The sequence below is a fragment of the Epibacterium ulvae genome, assembly GCF_018678075.1.
Taxonomy (GTDB): Bacteria; Pseudomonadota; Alphaproteobacteria; order Rhodobacterales; family Rhodobacteraceae; genus Epibacterium; species Epibacterium ulvae_A.
Genome location: NZ_JAHHIR010000039.1, coordinates 17,750 through 34,275, shown reverse-complemented (window position 1 = coordinate 34,275; position 16,526 = coordinate 17,750). Strand labels below are relative to the sequence as shown.

Below are 16,526 nucleotides of genomic sequence, written 5' to 3'. Positions count from 1 at the left end.
TCGCTCACCTTTTTTATGTGACCTGCTCATCGAGAATTGCGTGGGCGCACCAGAGTTTAAGGCGCGCTGTCGCTTATTGTCTTATCCAGGTCTCTTGGTATGGGGCATGTACCACGCAGACAACCTATTCTTCCGGTTTTCTGTTGAGATGTGCTTCATATTCTGCGGGCACACCGCAAAAAACCACATCGTCTTCCGCAATCAGATCATAGTGTATGGCCTGCCCATCTGCGATCAGGTGGTTGTACATTGGTGCCACATAAAGTTCCGGAGCCTGCGGTGCCTTCAGCTCCAGACAGAAGGCTCTGCGATAGTCGCTAAACTTGGCAAAGTGATAGAGGCCGGTGCAACACAGATCCGAAATCGGCTGTTTTTCCGCAGTCTGGATCGCACGCCCGTCTTCTTCGGCCGAAGGCGCGACAAACGACCAGTTATCGCCACTGCCGCGGAAGACCTGTAACACCCCGGAAGAGCGCGCCCATTTGGATTGCTTCGGCTGAAACCGAGCATGGCCGAATGTATCAATGTTAAAGATCGTAATCGCGCTCTCAGGCGGACACGCGCTGCGTTCCACGCCCACCATAACGGTCTCTGCCTGCCCACGGGTCGTCTCTTCCAACAGCTCCAGGGACCAATTGCGTACCCCCAGTACCTTCAGCCGGCTTTCCACAAAAGCTTCAATCCCAGGACGCTGCGTCGCAATGAAGAGGAATGTCTCCTCCTCAAAGTCCGCTTTGAAACTGGACACGGAGTGATCAAAGACTGTCCCCCCCCAGAGCGGCAACATATATTTAGGCTCTGTATAGCCCGCTTTCGTAAACCGGCTGGACAGGCCGGCCATGGGTATAACGATCATCAAAACCTCATGAGAACTGCTGATACAGGCGAAGTGCATTCGCCAAAAATGCCATTTGCCGCGTGGGTTGGTCCCCGTGCAGCGGCAACATAGACAGGAACAACAAAATAGTCAGCGCCCTGATTTCAGGGGCGTCAAAAGCAATACCGGTCACCGACAGCCTTTCAAGTCGCTCAACCATCCACGTATATCTCTGCGCATTCTCAAAGGCGAAATCAAAGCCAAGCGTTTGCCCATGTGACACGCGACACTCAAAACGCCCCGCAATAATCAGATCATACCAACCCACAACAGAATGCGACAGTTTCGCCATATCATATCTGCAGTCCCCTCCAATCGTGGTACCAAAGCTATCAATATGACCACGCGGGTCGATAACCCGCACGCGGCGTGTGCGACTGTTGTAGAGGATGTTGGAAAAGCAGAAATCACCGTGCAGGACTGAAGCAGGCCGTTTGGGAACATTCCGAATGATCTCAATCATTTCTTCGGCGATGCGCCGGGGAGCAGGCAAAATCTGACCGTTCAAACGCATGTCTTGTGCAAAGTTCAGCCCGCTCTCAGCCTCAAACTGCGCGATCCTGCGAAAGGTTTTCCGCTCAGAGAGCAGCATCTTGCGGCGCATCCGCAACATCCGTGTCGGCAAAGGCTTCCAAACATTGCACACAGGCTCCCAGGATTTCATCCCATGTCACATGATCCAGTCGCCCAAAAATAAAGAGCTCCTGCAATGTTGGTAGATGTTCATACTCCGTGGAGTATTGCCAGCCGGTTTCGGTTGCGCCTGCATCAATGAGGCGCGCCGTATAAGGGTGCAATCGGGCGGGCAGGTTGGAATACCAATCAGACTCTGCATTGATCTTATCGCTGTCACTGCTCCATTTTTGCACAATGCTATCTGAGATCTGTAAGTTGTTAAAAGCACGGCTTGATGCAAACGCAGCCCGAGATCTGTAGTATGTCTGCAAGTGGCCAAAATCTGACCAGTCAGGACACCAACGCGCTTGCACATGCACCTCGCTGGCATGGCGTCCCAGTGCCTCTAAGAAATTACACTCGACCTGAAGTAGAGCTTTGGCAAATTCCTGAGCACAGGAAAACGAAAAATACCCAACCAGAACCGGGCCGTCGTTTTCTTCACCTTGAGACAGCGGGGTTGCACCGGTGAAGCGCTCATTGTCCAGCACCGCATGGCCCCAAGCATAGCCCCCAACTCGATCTCCAATGAGATGTGTATTGGTCAGCTCAGAGCTCGGCACATCCAAGAGCGTATCGCCATGCAAGATCGAACAGGGTCCCGAAAACTGACCCTGTTCGATACAATGCAAGACCGACTGCCCCAGAGAGAGACCATCTGGAACAGAGATCAGCTTCACACCATTGGCCTCTAAATCACTAAGAGTAGCCTCTCCAAGCGCATAGCTTTCTGGCAGAGATAGAAAAATCTGCCGATCCTGTCCCTGTTCTTTGAGGGCCTGAACCTGATGATCAATAAGTCGCCATGTTCCAAGCGGCAGCATTGCTGGTGGTAGCTGGCCGAACTCGGCCTTCATCTCTGCGTTGACATAATCTCCGGACGTAATAAGAGTAATCATTGAGGTGCCCAGGATCCCAAGAGTTTTTCAATTTCACCCGCTGATAATCGTGCAAACTCATCAGGTCGTATGGCCCGGTCATCAACATAAAATCCACCGTGACCACACCATACTTTGCCAACCACTACTTCATCATACGGCACCGCATGTTTGGCCAGCCACTCGAGGATTACAGGCAAGGTGTGGACGTTGATTTCGCCGAGGTTACCTTTGTAGGTGCGCATGTTTCGGGCGGTATGAATGACAATCCCATACCCGTCCTGGGCGTATGCACGCAGTTTCTCAATCACTTCCAAATTGGGCCGCTTGTCAGGGTATGCGACGTCCTTGTCGTCGATCGTTAGTGTGCCGTCCAAATCAATGACAATCTTTGGTCGCATCTCTTGCATATCTCCTATTTCACAAATGGAAGCGTATCAAAAATTCATTCGCTTCGTATTGTCTATCGGCACCAATACCCCAATAGGAATTCGATATCACACCGGTGCCACAAAAAACGCAGACATTGCTGCGCCGGTCTCCAACGCCGCTTCAAAACTACGCGCCGTGTCCAGCGCCTCGCGGATGGTGACGTCCATATCCAAGTAACGATAGGTGCCAAGACGGCCCACAAAGGTCACGCCCTCGGCCTGTTCCGCCAATGCCACGTAATCGGCCAGCTGGGCTTTTTCCTTCACCTGACGGATCGGGTAATAGGGGATGTCATCGGGTTCAGCGGCACGTGAGAATTCACGGTAGCAAACCGAACCCTCGTGGTTTTCCCAGGGGGAGAAATGTTTGTGCTCAGTGATGCGGGTATATGGCACCGCCTCTTCACCGTAGTTCATCACCGCACAGCCCTGATAGTCGCCGTCAAATTCAAACCGTTCGAAATCCAGCGTCCGATAGCCCAGACGCCCCAGCTCATAGTTGAAGTAGCCATCCAGCGGCCCAGAATAGAACACATGATCAAAGATCTCGCCCATTTTCCGATCAAAAACAGTCTCTAACTTGACCGTGATCCCCGGATGGTCGAGGATTTTCTCGATCATCGCCGTATAGCCGTTTTCCGGCATGCCCTGGTATTTGTGGAAGAAGTAATTGTCGTCGTAGTTGAACCGCACCGGCAGGCGTTTCAGGATCGACGCGGGCAGCTCTGACGGGTGCATGCCCCATTGTTTGATGGTGTAGCCCTTGAAAAACGCCTCATAAAGATCCTCGCCCACAAAGCGCATCGCCTGCTCTTCAAAGGTCTGGGGATCACTGATCGAGGTATCGGCCTGCTCCTCGGTGATAAAGGCGCGCGCCTCATCCGGGCGCAGGGTCTTGCCAAAGAACTGGTTGATGGTGTGCAGGTTGATCGGCAGCGAGAACACGCCTCGGTCGCCCTTGGGATCCAGTGAGGTGGTCTTGACCCGGTTTTTATAGGGCATGAACGTCTCAAACTGGTTCACATAATCCCAGACCTCAGTGTCATCGGTGTGGAAAATATGCGGCCCGTAGACATGAACGTTAACGCCGCTCTTCTCGTCGCGTTCGGTGTGGCAGTTGCCGCCGATATGGGCACGCGCATCAACCACAGTGATTTCATGTCCGGCTTCTGCCAGATGCCGCCCGATCACAGCGCCCGAAAGGCCTGCGCCTACCATCAACAGCTTTTTGGATGTCATCCTACTTCCTCTTTCACCGTCTGTCGCGGTTGTACTTGGATCATGTCTGGCTGCTTCAATACAGGCGCAGAGCCGCCCATGCTAGGCGTAGGTTACAAGTTTTCCGGCTCAAATTGGCTCAGATCAACCGCGCCATAGTTCTTGGCCTTAATCCGTGCTGCAACCCCGCCTCGGGTACCACTGCGATAAAGCGATGTACGCCAGGTCTCACGCCGTGGTGGAAGCCCGGGAATGTCGGCAATCCCTTGCCAGACCAGATCTTGAATTTTGCTGTAATCCGCATGGTGATTAGGCTTCGCACGCAAGAATTCCCGCTTCATCAGCGCATATTCGTCTGCCAACACCGATGATAAATCCCGCATATCACAACGCTGCCCGGTCAGCTCCATGATCCTGTTCAACAGCTGCGCTTGATAGCGCACCGGAATTCCATGGAATTTAAACCGGCGGTGAAAATAGTTAACAGGCACCCGACACGGCGCCCCAACACACAGCGTATAGACATTTTCAAACCCTGCCGCCTTGAGATCCGCCACCAAAGTAGTGATGCCGTCGGCAGCTTCCTGGCAAAACCCTTCCGGGTCCATAAAGTTACCTTTTTCCATTCGGAACGGTGCATTAAACAGGGCGTCCACTACGCCGAAATGCAGGAAAATAATATCCTGCGCCGCCGCCCCTTCTAAACACCGCAGCACATAGTTGCGATTGTCGTCCTTACGCAGCCCTCGCGCAGACCAGCCGCTGGCCCAATAGCTGCGGTAGCGTGACGTGGCCCCAAACACATAATCCAGCACCTCGGTAGAAGACGACCCAAACGCATAGACCCGTGCCGGACGGTCAGGGCTGGCATCCTGGAGGTTTGGCGCAATATAGGAAAATGTAATTGGCGCGTGTTTCACCCGCTGGGCCTTTGGGCGCGGCCGCATCCGACTTACGGCGGCCTTTAAATAGCGTTGCAACATGTAACTCAGATCTCAAATTTATCTAGCCTCATGTGGCATGCCTTCAAAAAGCTCACAAGTCCACCGTCGGCATACATCTTATCGGCATGCACCGGCTTATTGTTTGCTTGCTTGAAATCATCTAATCCCTATTTGGAGAACTTCAACGAAAGATTCGCAATCGATGATGGCCACAAAAACGCTTATTTTCCACATTGGCGATCACAAAACTGGATCCACCTCGATCCAACTCGCCTTTGCCGAAGGGCGCGTGGCGCTAGATCAAAAAACGGTCTTTTATCCGGCCAAGCTTACGTCGAACGCGCTAAAACCTCCCTTTCATGCTTGGGCGACTGCCGAAACAGAGGCAGAGCGCCAGAAACACGCCCCCCAGTTGACCGCGTTGGCCCAGAAGATCCGCAACTCTTCTGCCGATTATGTGCTGGTCTCGGCAGAAGAGTTTGAAGGCATCCCTGCCCCGCTTTTCAAAAAGGTGGTGGATCATTTCTTTGCGAACACCGCCAATGAAATCCGCGTCATTGCCTACGTCCGTCCACATGGGCCGCGGCTGGTATCTTCGTTCAGTGAACGCACCAAAGTGGGCCTGCCACAAACTCTGACAAAAAATCTGTCAGAGTTTGTAGCATTGCGTTTGAAAAACAAGAACTCCAATTATCACGCCCGGTTTTCGGCCTGGCGCCAGGAATTTGGTGATGCGTTTGTGTTGCGTCCCATGATCCACAGCCAATTGCAGCAGGGCTCTGTTGTAACTGATTTCATCCATCATGCTTTCCCAGATGAGCCTTATGTCTTGCACGGTGATGATACGGCCAATGTATCTCTAGACCTTGTAGATTTGATGCGGCTGAAGGTTTTGCAGCGTAACCTACAGCACAAAGACCGAAAGCTACGCCACAGGATTGGATGGGATTTTTCCCGCCACGTGGCGAAGATGCCTGCCAATCCAAACCGGCAGAAATTGCAGCTGCACAGATCCTTGGCCAAAACGCTACAGCGCACCTACCTAGAGGATGCCTGCGCCATGGACCGAGATTTCTTTAGTGGGGCGCCCTTGTTGGAACTAGAGCTGAGAAGGGCCGTGCGCGGTGCGCGATTGCGCGCGCAATCCGTTGAACCTGCAACCTATCTGTCGGCCTCGGAAATCCAGTCTCTGACCCTGATGGCCAGTATTTTCTCTGACATGTTGAACAATGAAGCGGTCGACTGGTCGCATTTTTTCCACCAAAAACGCCTCGATGAGGTGGATAATGCCCGCGCCCGTTACGTATCCACTCCTTGAAGCAGCAACCGCACACCGACCCGGACCAGCCGGATGATGGTCTTTGCATCACAGGCGCGTACTCTCCTGACATCACCTCCACAAAGCTCTGACAATCCGTACCAATCATGCTAGGGCACGTCCCCAGGAGTACGAGCCACATTGACAGGCAGCTATCTATGAAGATTATCCTCTATATCGGTCACCACAAAGTTGGTTCCACGGCTCTTCAGGCCTATTTTGCACGCAATACGCTGTCCTTGTTGAAAAAAGGCATTCTGTACCCTGCTGTAGAAAGCGAGGGGCTAAGCCATCTGCTGGCGCAGGCCACCGGTATCCATAAAGAGCCGAAACTGGCCTGTATGAACCTGCGTGAGCCCCACAATGCCTTGGCTTTTCGCATGTTGGCCGACAGAGCTAAAACCCCCGCCAAAGCCAAAACCCCTGCCTGGCATGGGCATTTGCCGCAAACCAGCGATATGCTGGCCGCCATTCAACACCAAATCAACGTCTTTGAACCCCATACGGTGATCATCTGTTCCGAGGTTCTGTCCAATTTTGGCAACGGCCACGATGACTTGATTGCCGCTCTGCGTGCGCCCTTTCCCGAGGCCGAGTTTGAGATTTACTGCGCGCTGCGCCGCCCCGATGAATATCTTGCCTCCTGGTTCGGCCAGCGGCTACGGTTTGGCCATAAACCGGCGGCTCTGGATCAGGGAACTGCGCTCAAGGACACCAAAAGCATTCACTTTGACTATCACAAGATGATTGCCCCCTGGGTCGCAGCCTTTCCAGACAGTTCGCTGCATTTGCGCAGCTACGACGCCATCCTGGCCGCTGGTGGGTCGGTACAGGATTTCACCGCCCAAGTCGGCTGCACCTTTCCCATGGGACTATCGCGCAAAGGCCCAAGCAACCGCGGCCTGTCGCGTGCCGCCTTTGAAGTGCAGCGCCGCGCCAATCAAGACCTGCCCCGTAACCAAGCACAGGCCCTGTTGCAATTCTTGTTGAGAGGCGACACCAACCTGACACCCTGGACCAATTCTGATGTTGAACTTTTTGGTGTTGAGCTGCGCCACAAACTGTATGAGGCCTTTGCGCCAATCGACGCCTATCTTGGCACGCTCATTGGCCAAGACGGTTTCTTTCCAGACCTGGAATGGATGCGCCGCCCCTGTCTGATTCCGCTACACGATGCCCATGCGAAACTGCTGCAGACCCTCAGCCAGGTTGACCTTCCCAACCCAGAGCTGACGACCTTTGTTCAGGCCCTAATAGGCGAAAAATCCACCCAAAACGCGCCTGAGACGCAACCATGAGCTCTATGATTACCCTGCAAAATTTTCTCGCTCCCGAGCCCGGCATCTGCACCGAACAAACACTGTATCATCGCGAACGCGGTGTTGTGGGGTTTTCCTATGACAGCGGTATCTATGTGATCCCGCGGGCGTCCCGGCTGTCATTTGACACTTATTTCAACCTGTTCAACCTAGACAGTTGGCAGGCCTGCACCTTGGACGGTCTGTTTCTGGAATTGATCGGCACGGGAGAGGTCGAGCTGCAGATCACCCACTCGCCCGTCGGCCGCTCTGCCGAGGTCATCCACCGCTCGGTTGTGACACTTGAACCTGGGCAGCCTCATTTGGTGGATATAAGCGCTTATGCCAATGGCAAGGTCGGCGGTGTGCTTGCACTGGCCTTGACTGCGATCGGCGATCAGGTGCGCCTAGAGACCGCCCGTTTCGCCACCCGCAGCCTGCCCGACACCCTGCCCGACCTGACCGTCTCGATTACCACTTTTAAGCGCGAAGACGAAGTGCGCGCCACGGTGGACCGTCTGGAAACCTTTTTAGCTGGTTTTTCTCACGGCGACCGTATCCGGGTTCAGGTGGTGGACAATGGTCAAAGCGCCGAGATAGTAAAATCCGATCATGTGACCCCTTACCCCAACCGCAATCTGGGTGGGGCCGGCGGATTTGCCCGAGGCCTGCTTGAAGCCGAAACTGCCGGCGCCAGCCATTGTCTGTTTATGGATGATGATGCGTCGTTTCACATGGAAAACATCGCGCGCACCTATATGTTTCTGGCTTTGGCCCGCGACCCCAAAACCGCGCTGGCCGGAGCAATGATCAACACCACCAACAAATGGGCAATCTGGGAAAGCGGGGCCTGGTTTAATGGCGCATGTCGCCCCTTGTGGGGCGGCACAAACCTACGCAGCACCTCACGGTTGATGCAGATGCAACATGGGGTCAATGATCAAAAACCAGACACCCTGTATGGTGGTTGGTGGTTCTTTGCCTTCCCGATTGCCGAGGTAAAGCATTACCCGTTCCCCTTCTTTGTGCGTGGTGATGACATCTCGTTTTCGCTGGCCAATGACTTCAATATTCAGACCCTAAATGGGGTAGTTTCCTTCCAGGATGACTTTACCGAAAAAGAAAGCGCTCAAACGCTTTACCTGGATCTGCGCAATCATATCCATCACCACCTGGTGTTTGACAGCCTGGCACGCAGCCCGCTGAGCACCGCCAAAGTACCGTTGCGTTTTATCCTGCGGTCGCTGTTGCGCATGCACTATTCCACCGCCGAGGCCCAGCTAATGGCCTGGCGTGACGTGATGTCGAGTCCGCAGTTTTTTGATGACAATATCGACATGAGCGCCCGCCGCGCCGCGATCAAAGAGCTGGCCAGCGATGAAAACTGGCACCCGATCGAGACCCAACCGCAGGAAAATCAGCCCCGTAATATCACCCGTATGTCCCGCCCTTGGCGCACCAAACTTGGGCTTTTGACCCTAAATGGCCATTTAATCCCGTTTTGGAGTCGTTTGGGCAGTCGGATGACGCTGCACATCAAAGATCGTGGTCTGGTCTATCACGCCTTGGGTGCCGCGCAGATTACATTCCTCAATACAGATCGCGATAAGGCCTATACCCGTCGCCATGACAAACGGCGTTTTTTCCGCATTGCATGCGACGCGGTCAAGCTGACCTGGGAGCTGAAGCGGGACTTTGATGCCATCAAGGCCGCCCACCGCAAGGGGTATCAGGAGATGGCCTCAAAACCCTATTGGCAAAAGACACTCGCGCCTGATGTAACCTCGGAATAAAGCTCTGTTTGGCGGTGAAACAGAGCCTAATTAGCGGATTTCACCTAGGACAGGAGCTCTTCGTGCAAGGCAATCGCCTCTTCGAGATCCTCAAAATACTCGGCCTTCCCGGCTTCCAGCACCACGCCGGCATTACAGAACTGACGGATCTGCCCCATGGAGTGGTTAACCATAATCGCGCTCGCGTTTCCCATCCGTTCCTTAAAAAGCGCGCGGCTCTTATTTTTAAATGACCGATCGCCCACGGCTGTCACCTCATCGACCAGATAGGTATCAAATTTGATCCCCATAGACGTTCCAAAAGTGAGCCGCGACCGCATCCCGCTGGAATAACTGCGTAAGGGCGCATGGAATGATGGGCCAAGGTCGGCGAAATCTTCCACAAAAGCCACCAGTTGATCAGTGTCCACGCCGTAGATCCGTGCCACAAAGCGCACGTTTTCCACCCCGGTCAAATCCCGGTGAAAGGATGAGGACAAGCCCACCGGCCAAGAGATCGTACCATCACTTAACACCCGGCCACTGTCGGCGTGCAACGTGCCTGCAATGATCTGCAATAACGTCGATTTCCCCGCCCCATTGCGCCCCAAAAGCGCTAGGGATTTTCCGGTTGGCAAAGTCAGCGACAGATTGTCGATCACAACCTTGCGGTGCCCTGTCACCCGAAAGCTTTTGGTCAGGTTCTCGATCTTTATCATGCCTGCCTCGATTATCTGCGATCGCGGATCGAATAGTAGATCAGTGTCAGGATCGACCAGCCCAACAACAAGAACAGCCCCGCGAGGCCAATCAAGGTGAGCCGGCGTGGATATTCCGAGGCCTCGGCCTGGGTGGGTTTGATATATGTCGCCAGATATCGGCTTTGACGGGTGGCGTCATCGCGCGCCACCTCAAGCGCTGTCAGGGCTGCGCGGTAGGTTTGTTCGGCATATTCCCGGTCCACACTCAGGCGTTCGTATTCGGAAATCAACGATGGGTAATCTTCGCCGATGCCGCCATTTTCCGTGGTCTCAGCCGAGGCAAATGAGTTGCGTTCAAGATTGATCCGTTCGCGAATGACATCAATGCGTTTCTGCCCAGTGGTGATCCGTGGATCATTATTGTTCAAAGATCCGCGCAGCAGATCCAGCTCGATCAAGGCCTCGGCCAACTGCTGCTGCAGATTGTTCATCACCCCCATACGCCCCTGGATATCCGTTTCAGGATCGACAATTCGGGTGCGGGTACGGAATTTGATCAGTGCCTCACGCGCTACTTTCAAGCGTTCCAGAGCCTCATCCAGATCGGCACGCGCATAGCGCATGGAATCCTCGCGGGCCTGTTCATTCAGCGCATTGATACGGGTCTGGCTCAGTTCCACAATAGTGCGATTGATCAACTGGGCCAACTCCGCGTCATAGGCGGTCACATGAACCTCCATCAGCCCAGAACCGCTGTCATAAGAGATGCCAACAATCCGGTGCCAATACCAGGTCAGGTCTTCCAGCGTCGGCTCGGGCCACAAGGCAAAAGCCCAGTCCGTGGGCCAATGTTGACCAAAATGTTCCGTCAGATCCAGCGCCGCATTGACCTGTTCGACCAACTCCTGGCTTTGGATATATTCATACAGGATATCACTGTCAGATGCGGTTGAGCCGCCCGTCAATTGCGCCAGCCCGCCCAACAGCTCATTTGCACCGGAATTTTCCTGGCTACGCACTGCAAAGCCTGCCGTAGAGGCATAGCGGTCCTCGGCAATCGTTGTCAGATAGAACGTCACTGCGGCCAAAGGGGCGAGAACCAGAACCAGGAAACTGGCCATCAGTCCCCAGTGGCGGCGTTTCATTTTGGCCGACTCCGCCATCGGCGGGCGTTTGGCCTCCGCCAGTTTGCTCTTGAGCCGCCCCACACGCCGTTCTGCTGCCGCAGCGCGCTTTTCTGCATCAGCCAGCTGCTCAGTCACGGTCAACGGAGCCTCTGTGCCTTCAGTTTCAGCATGCGCCACGCCGGGTTGCGCCGTCTGGCCGCCCTCAGCGGTTCCCTGCGGAACCGTCTTGAAGTCTACGGCCGCGTGATCCTGTGTCATTGCTGTCTGTCCTTTTAACGCCACGGTTTCGGCGCCTGCCTCAGAGTTGTTTGTAAATACCGTTTCTATTGCCCATAGTATCGCGCGTAAGGTGATCGTCCACAACGGGTTTATAACCAAAGGCTTTTATGACCAAAACATCCCACATCCCACAGCCAGGCCCCCTTGCGACCGTCCGCAGCAGCCCACGTCGATTTGCCTCTTTGCGCACAATTGCGGCGCTGATGTTGCGCGAGATGTCAACGCGCTACAGCCGGACACCGGGGGGATACCTGTGGAATGTCGTCGAACCCCTGGCCGCAATTCTATTCCTGAGCCTCGGATTTTCGCTGTTTTTGCGCTCTCCGGCTCTCGGCACCAGCTTCCTGTTGTTTTATGCCACTGGCTATATGCCCTTTGATCTTTATGGAACCGTTAGCCAATCCTGTAGTGCTGCGATCAGGTTTTCCCGTCCGCTGTTGAAATTTCCTGCCGTGACCTGGGTGGATGCCTTGCTCGCGCGATTTACTCTGAACAGTCTGACCGGGGTTTTGAACACCATCTTGCTATTGGGTGCGATACTTATCCTGATTGACAGCCGCGCCACATTGAACCTGCCTCCGGTCTTGCAGGCAATGGGGCTGGCGATGATCCTTGGATTGGGTGTGGGATCTGTCAATTGTGTCTTGATGGGACTGTTTCCGATCTGGGCCTTGATTTGGGGTGTCCTCAACCGTCCATTGTTCATCGCATCGGGAATTTTCTTTCTCTATGATGAGATGTCGCCCGTTGCGCAGGAACTGCTCTGGTACAATCCACTGGTCCATATCGTCGGCCTGATGCGCACCGGGTTTTATCCGACCTACACCGCAGCTTATGTGAGCGAGGTCTATGTGTTGTCGGTTGCGCTCATGCTTTTGACCCTCGGGCTGACACTTATGGGCCGCTATCACCGCGATATTATCAACGGTTAAGCAACACCTTTACTCGCTGCGCTCCAGAACCTCGGCATGGGACAGACCGGGGTGGCGCAACAGGCCATCGCGTAGGGCGCAGCGTAGCAAACGCATAAAGATGGCGCGGTCCGTTCCATAGTGACGGCTTTTCAAGATCCATTTGGGCACTACCGCCAAAAGCGCGGGCCAGAACCAAATACCCGCTGCCATCCGGTAGAGCAGCAGCAAGTTGCGGTGGTAGTAATAAACCTTCCACAAGGGCGTCAGTCGTCCGCGTTGCACGGCGGTTTTCTCAATACCTACGTTGCCCTGAAAACTAGTCAGATCATGTTCGAACCGCACGCCGGGCTCAAAGCCAATCCGCCCGCCGGATTTTGTCAGCCCCAGCGTATAAATCCCATCATCGCCATAGATAAACAGGGTAGGGTCCGGATAGCCGATCTTGCGCACCGATTGGGCTGAGATGAAAAACCCCACAAATGAGGTCACATCGACCTGCAGCCCGTCGCCCTCGTAATCCGACGGTTGAATATGGAACCCGGACCGGCCGCCGCCGAACAGGGTGCGAAAGAACTCGGGCGCGTGCCAGAACGGGTTCCGGGACGGGCGGTTCATCTCGCAGATCTCACCGGATGGAAAATAGACCGCCGCCGCCACCGCATCCCACTTGCCACCGTCTTCCTGATGGGCAGGCAGGGCGTGAAACGTCGCCAGACCACCGGGTTCCGGGCGGCCATCATCATCCATCACCACCAGCCAATCAGGGCTATGATGTTCCATCGCGCGGCGCATACCCATTTCAAACCCACCGGCACCACCGGTGTTTTGGGCGCTGTTTAGAATATCCAAACGCGGCTCATCCAACGTCGCCAGCCATTGTGTGGTGCCATCCGTCGAGGCATTGTTGGCCACAACCACCGCCGCCAGTTCCTGTTCCGGACTGTCCAACAGCCGCGCCAATGTCACCTTCAGCTTGTCCAAGCGATTATAGGTCACCACCACAGCCACAAGACGCCGGGGGGCGGGATTGGATTGGGTCATCGAACTGCTCCTTGGCCGTATTGGCACGCGTGTTTTTATCGTCTGAGTTTCGCAGGGAGAAACACCTGAGCCGCCGCCCAATGTCAATTGCTTTGCCGATTTGTGAGAGGCCAGGGGAGGACATGCCCCCAAATGTTTCGCATGCGAAACATTCAACTTTACGCATGCGTTGTGAAGTGTTTCGCAGCGACGCGGAGACCCCCATGTGTTAGAGATAAAAAGGGGCGCCGCCAGGCACCCCGTCTCTCTTGCGCAATGATCCATGAAAGAGGCCCCAATTACCCCTGTCGCCGGCGCAACCAATCCTGCAGATCTTCCATCAATTGATCGGTGACCCCATCGCCCATCAGCTCGATCTTTTTCTCATCCGGGGAAAAGCCCAGACGCAGGCCGGGACCGGCATTAAGGATCAGCCGTTCGCCCGGTGCCATGGTTGACGACAAGCTGCGGGCGCGGGGGCGGGGTTGTGGTTTGGCCACCGGCGCGCTGGAATCTGCGGTGGCAGATGGGCTCGAGACAGGCTCTGCTTGCTTATTTAGGCTCTGATTTGAGGCATCATCTGATGGGGCAGGTGGCACGGGCGCGGGGGCCTGAGCGGCGGCGAGGGTGCGCATCAGGACCTCAACCTCAACCTCCGCCGTGGGGCGGTCGGTCAGGGCCAGCTCCTGGCGCAGGGTCTCGGCAAAGCCTGCATCCAGCTCCATCTCGCGCACCAGGGACAGGCCCAGACGTTCGGTGATGGCGGTGGGGTAGAACAGCATATCATCCAGCGCCTCGACCAGGGTGACAAAGCTGCCGATCTTGGAGCGTCGGGCACGGGTAGCATTGGCAAACAGACCCTGAAGCGCCAGTTTCTGATTGGCAAACACCCCTTCATGCAGGGCGCGCACGGCGATGCGGGCGCGTTCATAATGGGAGAGATTGACCCGGATCTCATTCTCTTCGACCATCGCCACATAGGCGTCTTCGGCGCTGCCGGGTTCAATGACGCGGGCCAGAACCTGGGCAAAGCGCGGCTCTGATGTCTCTTGATAGAGTCTGCGCAAGGCGGTCAGGCGCCGCCAGCCAGAGATCAGACCATGGGTGGTGCCATCCGCGCGGGGATCCACCGCAACCACTTCGATCGGGGTTTGCTGGCCGCGCGCCTTGAGGGAGGCCATAAGCGCGGCCATCTCTTCGGGGTTTTGTTCCAACCGGTCGCGCACCAGATGCGAGGCGTCGATGGCATCCACCGCCAACTCGGCGATCATCAACCCTTTGGCGCGGGCGTTTTCCAGCACGCCCGACAGTTCCTGCAGGGCGGCATGGGTGGAGGCTTCGCTGGCGACCTGGGCAATGGGCGCGGCACCAATCGAGGGGCCTGCCAGCGAGGGGCTGGGTTTGGCATCCGGCGTCGGTGCCAGATAGGTGGGTTGGGCCGGCGTCAGCCGTTTGCGTTTTGCCATGCTCTCTCTCCTCGTCCAGGGGCGGTGCACCCTGGCATATTATTCTTTGGGCGGCGTTACTGGGCCGCGCGCTGGTCGGCCTCGTCCTGCAACGCATCGCGTCGCCAAACCCCCAGCAACAGCCGTTTGAAGGCGGCATAAGTAGCATCAAAGGTTTCCCGGCCCCGGGCATAGGTCTCGCGGTTGAAATCGCGATAATCCGCCTCGTAGATGCCCGACACCTGCTCACCGGCCTGACCGATGAGGGCGGTGTAATCCTGTTTATGGGGGCTCAGCACCCGCCCCATATAGGCCTGCATCAAGGCGGCAAGCTCGCCCTGTTGGGCGGCGTCATAGCGGGTGATAACGGTGCGCACCGCATCCCATTCAAAGCCGATCTCGGGCCGGCCAAGCGCGCGCGCTGCAAGGTTCTCCCCCTCCTCGATCGAGGCAAAGGTGGAATGCAGCATATCGAAAAACCGCCCCGTACTGTCGAACTCCAGGAAGGACGCCCCCATGGGCACCAGAAGGATATCCGCCGCCGACAGCCCGTTGATCGTCAGGTAGCCAAGGGCAGGCGGCGTGTCGATGAAGATCACGTCATATTGGTCCAAGACCCCGTCGGCCTCCAAGCGGTCGGTCAGCGCATCCCACAGCTTCCACGAACGGGCCGCCATGCGCCAGACCGGGATCTGGAACTCGGCCCAGTACAAATTCAGCTGAGCACCGATCAGATCGATATTGGGCCAATGGGTGGGCTGGATCACGTCTTGCGCGGTCATATCCATCGCCGCGGTCAGCGCCTCGTCCAGGGGCTGGGGCGGATCGCCGCGATCCATGCGGCGCTGGTTTTCCTGGCGCAGATGTTCGCCGTAGTGGCGCGCCAGCAGCGGAAAGGCGGTTTGCCATTCGTCGTCCACCTTGCCGCCGAAAATGGAGGTCATCGAACCCTGGCTGTCCAGATCCACCACCAGCACCTTGTAACCATCCAAGGCCGCCGACATCGCCAGATGGGCCGCGGTAGAGGTCTTGCCAACACCGCCTTTGAAATTGGCAACAGCCACCATTTTGGCCGGCAGGCCTTCGGGACGGTAGGGGGTGTAATCCTTGGCCTTGGAGCCCTGGGCGCCAAAGAAGGCGCGCAAGGTAAGCACCTCATCCAGGGTGAACCATTTGGCGCCACCTTCGGTCTCCACCCGGCCCTGGGGCAGGTCGGGGTTCTGTTTCAGCACGCGGCGGAAATGGGCCTGGGCGACGGGTATCACATAGCGGGTGATCTCCCAGGTGGAGAACAGGCGCAGCTCTTTCTGGCCGTCCTCATTCATGCCGCGACTGGCCAGATCAGTGCGCCCGCGCCCGCAGGCCTCGGCGATCTCAGCAAAGCCTTCGGTGGAGGTAGGCTGATCCAGATCCGCAAGGGCGGCATCGGGGTCGATGTTGAAATAGGGGGGCAGGTCGGCGTCTTTTGGCGCGCTGCGGGTCTTGTGGATATCTTTGGCCATTTGCGTTCAAAGCCTCATGCGGATGGCGACTGCTCTGGTCTGTGTGCTCTTTGGCGCGCGTGGATCCGTAGGGGGCTCCCTGGTCCATGTGCGGTGTTTTTGGCAGAATACCACAAAACGCGCTACA

General features: G+C 56.0%; 15 protein-coding genes. 4 read left to right on the top strand and 11 right to left on the bottom strand.

The features are described 5' to 3' along the window. Nucleotides 1–124 precede the first annotated feature (124 nt). The 6 genes from KMP13_RS11560 to KMP13_RS11535 form a co-directional block, all read right to left on the bottom strand. Nucleotides 125–856 carry a hypothetical protein gene (locus KMP13_RS11560; protein WP_215266012.1) on the bottom strand — a complete coding sequence of 244 codons (732 nt, stop codon included), beginning with the start codon at nt 854–856 and terminating at the stop codon, nt 125–127. 7 nt (nt 857–863) lie between these two features. Continuing rightward, complete coding sequence (locus tag KMP13_RS11555; protein WP_215266011.1) at nt 864–1,481, bottom strand: hypothetical protein; 618 nt, start codon at nt 1,479–1,481, stop codon at nt 864–866. Then, entirely contained in the window at nt 1,456–2,451 is a 996-nt protein-coding gene (locus KMP13_RS11550) for a hypothetical protein (RefSeq protein ID WP_215266010.1), read from the bottom strand. The genes KMP13_RS11555 and KMP13_RS11550 overlap by 26 nt, the downstream gene beginning before the upstream one ends. Continuing rightward, nucleotides 2,448–2,840, bottom strand: coding sequence for an HAD hydrolase family protein (locus KMP13_RS11545; protein ID WP_251363815.1), 393 nt, complete (start codon nt 2,838–2,840; stop codon nt 2,448–2,450). Before KMP13_RS11545 ends, KMP13_RS11550 begins: the two co-directional genes overlap by 4 nt. 87 nt (nt 2,841–2,927) lie before the next feature. Further along, a complete protein-coding gene (gene glf / locus KMP13_RS11540; protein ID WP_215266009.1) occupies nt 2,928–4,100 on the bottom strand; it encodes a UDP-galactopyranose mutase in 1,173 nt (390 codons plus the stop codon). Nucleotides 4,101–4,192: 92 nt separating this feature from the next. Beyond that, complete coding sequence (locus KMP13_RS11535; RefSeq protein WP_215266008.1) at nt 4,193–5,062, bottom strand: hypothetical protein; 870 nt, start codon at nt 5,060–5,062, stop codon at nt 4,193–4,195. A 163-nt stretch (nt 5,063–5,225) separates the two neighbouring features. On the opposite strand from KMP13_RS11535, the gene KMP13_RS11530 reads away from it, so the two are divergent. From KMP13_RS11530 to KMP13_RS11520, 3 genes are all read left to right on the top strand, one after another. After that, a complete protein-coding gene (locus KMP13_RS11530; RefSeq protein ID WP_215266007.1) occupies nt 5,226–6,341 on the top strand; it encodes a hypothetical protein in 1,116 nt (371 codons plus the stop codon). Nucleotides 6,342–6,499: 158 nt separating this feature from the next. Next, nucleotides 6,500–7,639, top strand: coding sequence for a hypothetical protein (locus tag KMP13_RS11525; protein WP_215266006.1), 1,140 nt, complete (start codon nt 6,500–6,502; stop codon nt 7,637–7,639). Beyond that, on the top strand, nt 7,636–9,432 hold the full coding sequence (locus tag KMP13_RS11520) for a glycosyltransferase (protein ID WP_215266005.1): 1,797 nt from the start codon (nt 7,636–7,638) through the stop codon (nt 9,430–9,432). The genes KMP13_RS11525 and KMP13_RS11520 overlap by 4 nt, the downstream gene beginning before the upstream one ends. A gap of 44 nt (nt 9,433–9,476) precedes the next feature. Here KMP13_RS11520 and KMP13_RS11515 read toward each other — a convergent pair whose 3' ends face one another. After that, the gene (locus KMP13_RS11515; protein ID WP_215266004.1) at nt 9,477–10,130 is read right to left on the bottom strand and encodes an ABC transporter ATP-binding protein; all 654 of its coding nucleotides are present in this window, start codon (nt 10,128–10,130) and stop codon (nt 9,477–9,479) included. Between the two features lie 11 nt (nt 10,131–10,141). Continuing rightward, on the bottom strand, nt 10,142–11,497 hold the full coding sequence (locus KMP13_RS11510; RefSeq protein WP_251363814.1) for a sugar transporter: 1,356 nt from the start codon (nt 11,495–11,497) through the stop codon (nt 10,142–10,144). Between the two features lie 128 nt (nt 11,498–11,625). Between KMP13_RS11510 and KMP13_RS11505 the strand changes: the two genes are divergently transcribed. Continuing rightward, entirely contained in the window at nt 11,626–12,450 is an 825-nt protein-coding gene (locus KMP13_RS11505; protein ID WP_215266003.1) for an ABC transporter permease, read from the top strand. 9 nt (nt 12,451–12,459) lie between these two features. Here the strand turns inward: KMP13_RS11505 and KMP13_RS11500 are convergent, their stop codons facing one another. The 3 genes from KMP13_RS11500 to KMP13_RS11490 form a co-directional block, all read right to left on the bottom strand. Further along, complete coding sequence (locus tag KMP13_RS11500; RefSeq protein ID WP_215266002.1) at nt 12,460–13,473, bottom strand: glycosyltransferase; 1,014 nt, start codon at nt 13,471–13,473, stop codon at nt 12,460–12,462. A gap of 278 nt (nt 13,474–13,751) precedes the next feature. Further along, on the bottom strand, nt 13,752–14,918 hold the full coding sequence (locus KMP13_RS11495; protein ID WP_215266001.1) for a ParB/RepB/Spo0J family partition protein: 1,167 nt from the start codon (nt 14,916–14,918) through the stop codon (nt 13,752–13,754). Between the two features lie 56 nt (nt 14,919–14,974). After that, the gene (locus KMP13_RS11490) at nt 14,975–16,399 is read right to left on the bottom strand and encodes an AAA family ATPase (protein WP_215266000.1); all 1,425 of its coding nucleotides are present in this window, start codon (nt 16,397–16,399) and stop codon (nt 14,975–14,977) included. Nucleotides 16,400–16,526: the final 127 nt, after the last annotated feature.

Excerpts from the sequence above, each read along its gene's own strand:
- KMP13_RS11505 (WP_215266003.1), top strand. The coding sequence starts at position 11,626 with ATGACCAAAACATCCCACATCCCACAGCCAGGCCCCCTTGCGACCGTC.
- KMP13_RS11545 (WP_251363815.1), bottom strand. The coding sequence starts at position 2,840 with ATGCAAGAGATGCGACCAAAGATTGTCATTGATTTGGACGGCACACTA.
- KMP13_RS11530 (WP_215266007.1), top strand. The coding sequence starts at position 5,226 with ATGATGGCCACAAAAACGCTTATTTTCCACATTGGCGATCACAAAACT.
- KMP13_RS11500 (WP_215266002.1), bottom strand. The coding sequence starts at position 13,473 with ATGACCCAATCCAATCCCGCCCCCCGGCGTCTTGTGGCTGTGGTGGTG.
- KMP13_RS11555 (WP_215266011.1), bottom strand. The coding sequence starts at position 1,481 with ATGCGCCGCAAGATGCTGCTCTCTGAGCGGAAAACCTTTCGCAGGATC.
- KMP13_RS11515 (WP_215266004.1), bottom strand. The coding sequence starts at position 10,130 with ATGATAAAGATCGAGAACCTGACCAAAAGCTTTCGGGTGACAGGGCAC.
- glf (WP_215266009.1), bottom strand. The coding sequence starts at position 4,100 with ATGACATCCAAAAAGCTGTTGATGGTAGGCGCAGGCCTTTCGGGCGCT.
- KMP13_RS11525 (WP_215266006.1), top strand. The coding sequence starts at position 6,500 with ATGAAGATTATCCTCTATATCGGTCACCACAAAGTTGGTTCCACGGCT.
- KMP13_RS11550 (WP_215266010.1), bottom strand. The coding sequence starts at position 2,451 with ATGATTACTCTTATTACGTCCGGAGATTATGTCAACGCAGAGATGAAG.
- KMP13_RS11535 (WP_215266008.1), bottom strand. The coding sequence starts at position 5,062 with ATGTTGCAACGCTATTTAAAGGCCGCCGTAAGTCGGATGCGGCCGCGC.
- KMP13_RS11490 (WP_215266000.1), bottom strand. The coding sequence starts at position 16,399 with ATGGCCAAAGATATCCACAAGACCCGCAGCGCGCCAAAAGACGCCGAC.
- KMP13_RS11510 (WP_251363814.1), bottom strand. The coding sequence starts at position 11,497 with ATGACACAGGATCACGCGGCCGTAGACTTCAAGACGGTTCCGCAGGGA.
- KMP13_RS11520 (WP_215266005.1), top strand. The coding sequence starts at position 7,636 with ATGAGCTCTATGATTACCCTGCAAAATTTTCTCGCTCCCGAGCCCGGC.
- KMP13_RS11495 (WP_215266001.1), bottom strand. The coding sequence starts at position 14,918 with ATGGCAAAACGCAAACGGCTGACGCCGGCCCAACCCACCTATCTGGCA.
- KMP13_RS11560 (WP_215266012.1), bottom strand. The coding sequence starts at position 856 with ATGATCGTTATACCCATGGCCGGCCTGTCCAGCCGGTTTACGAAAGCG.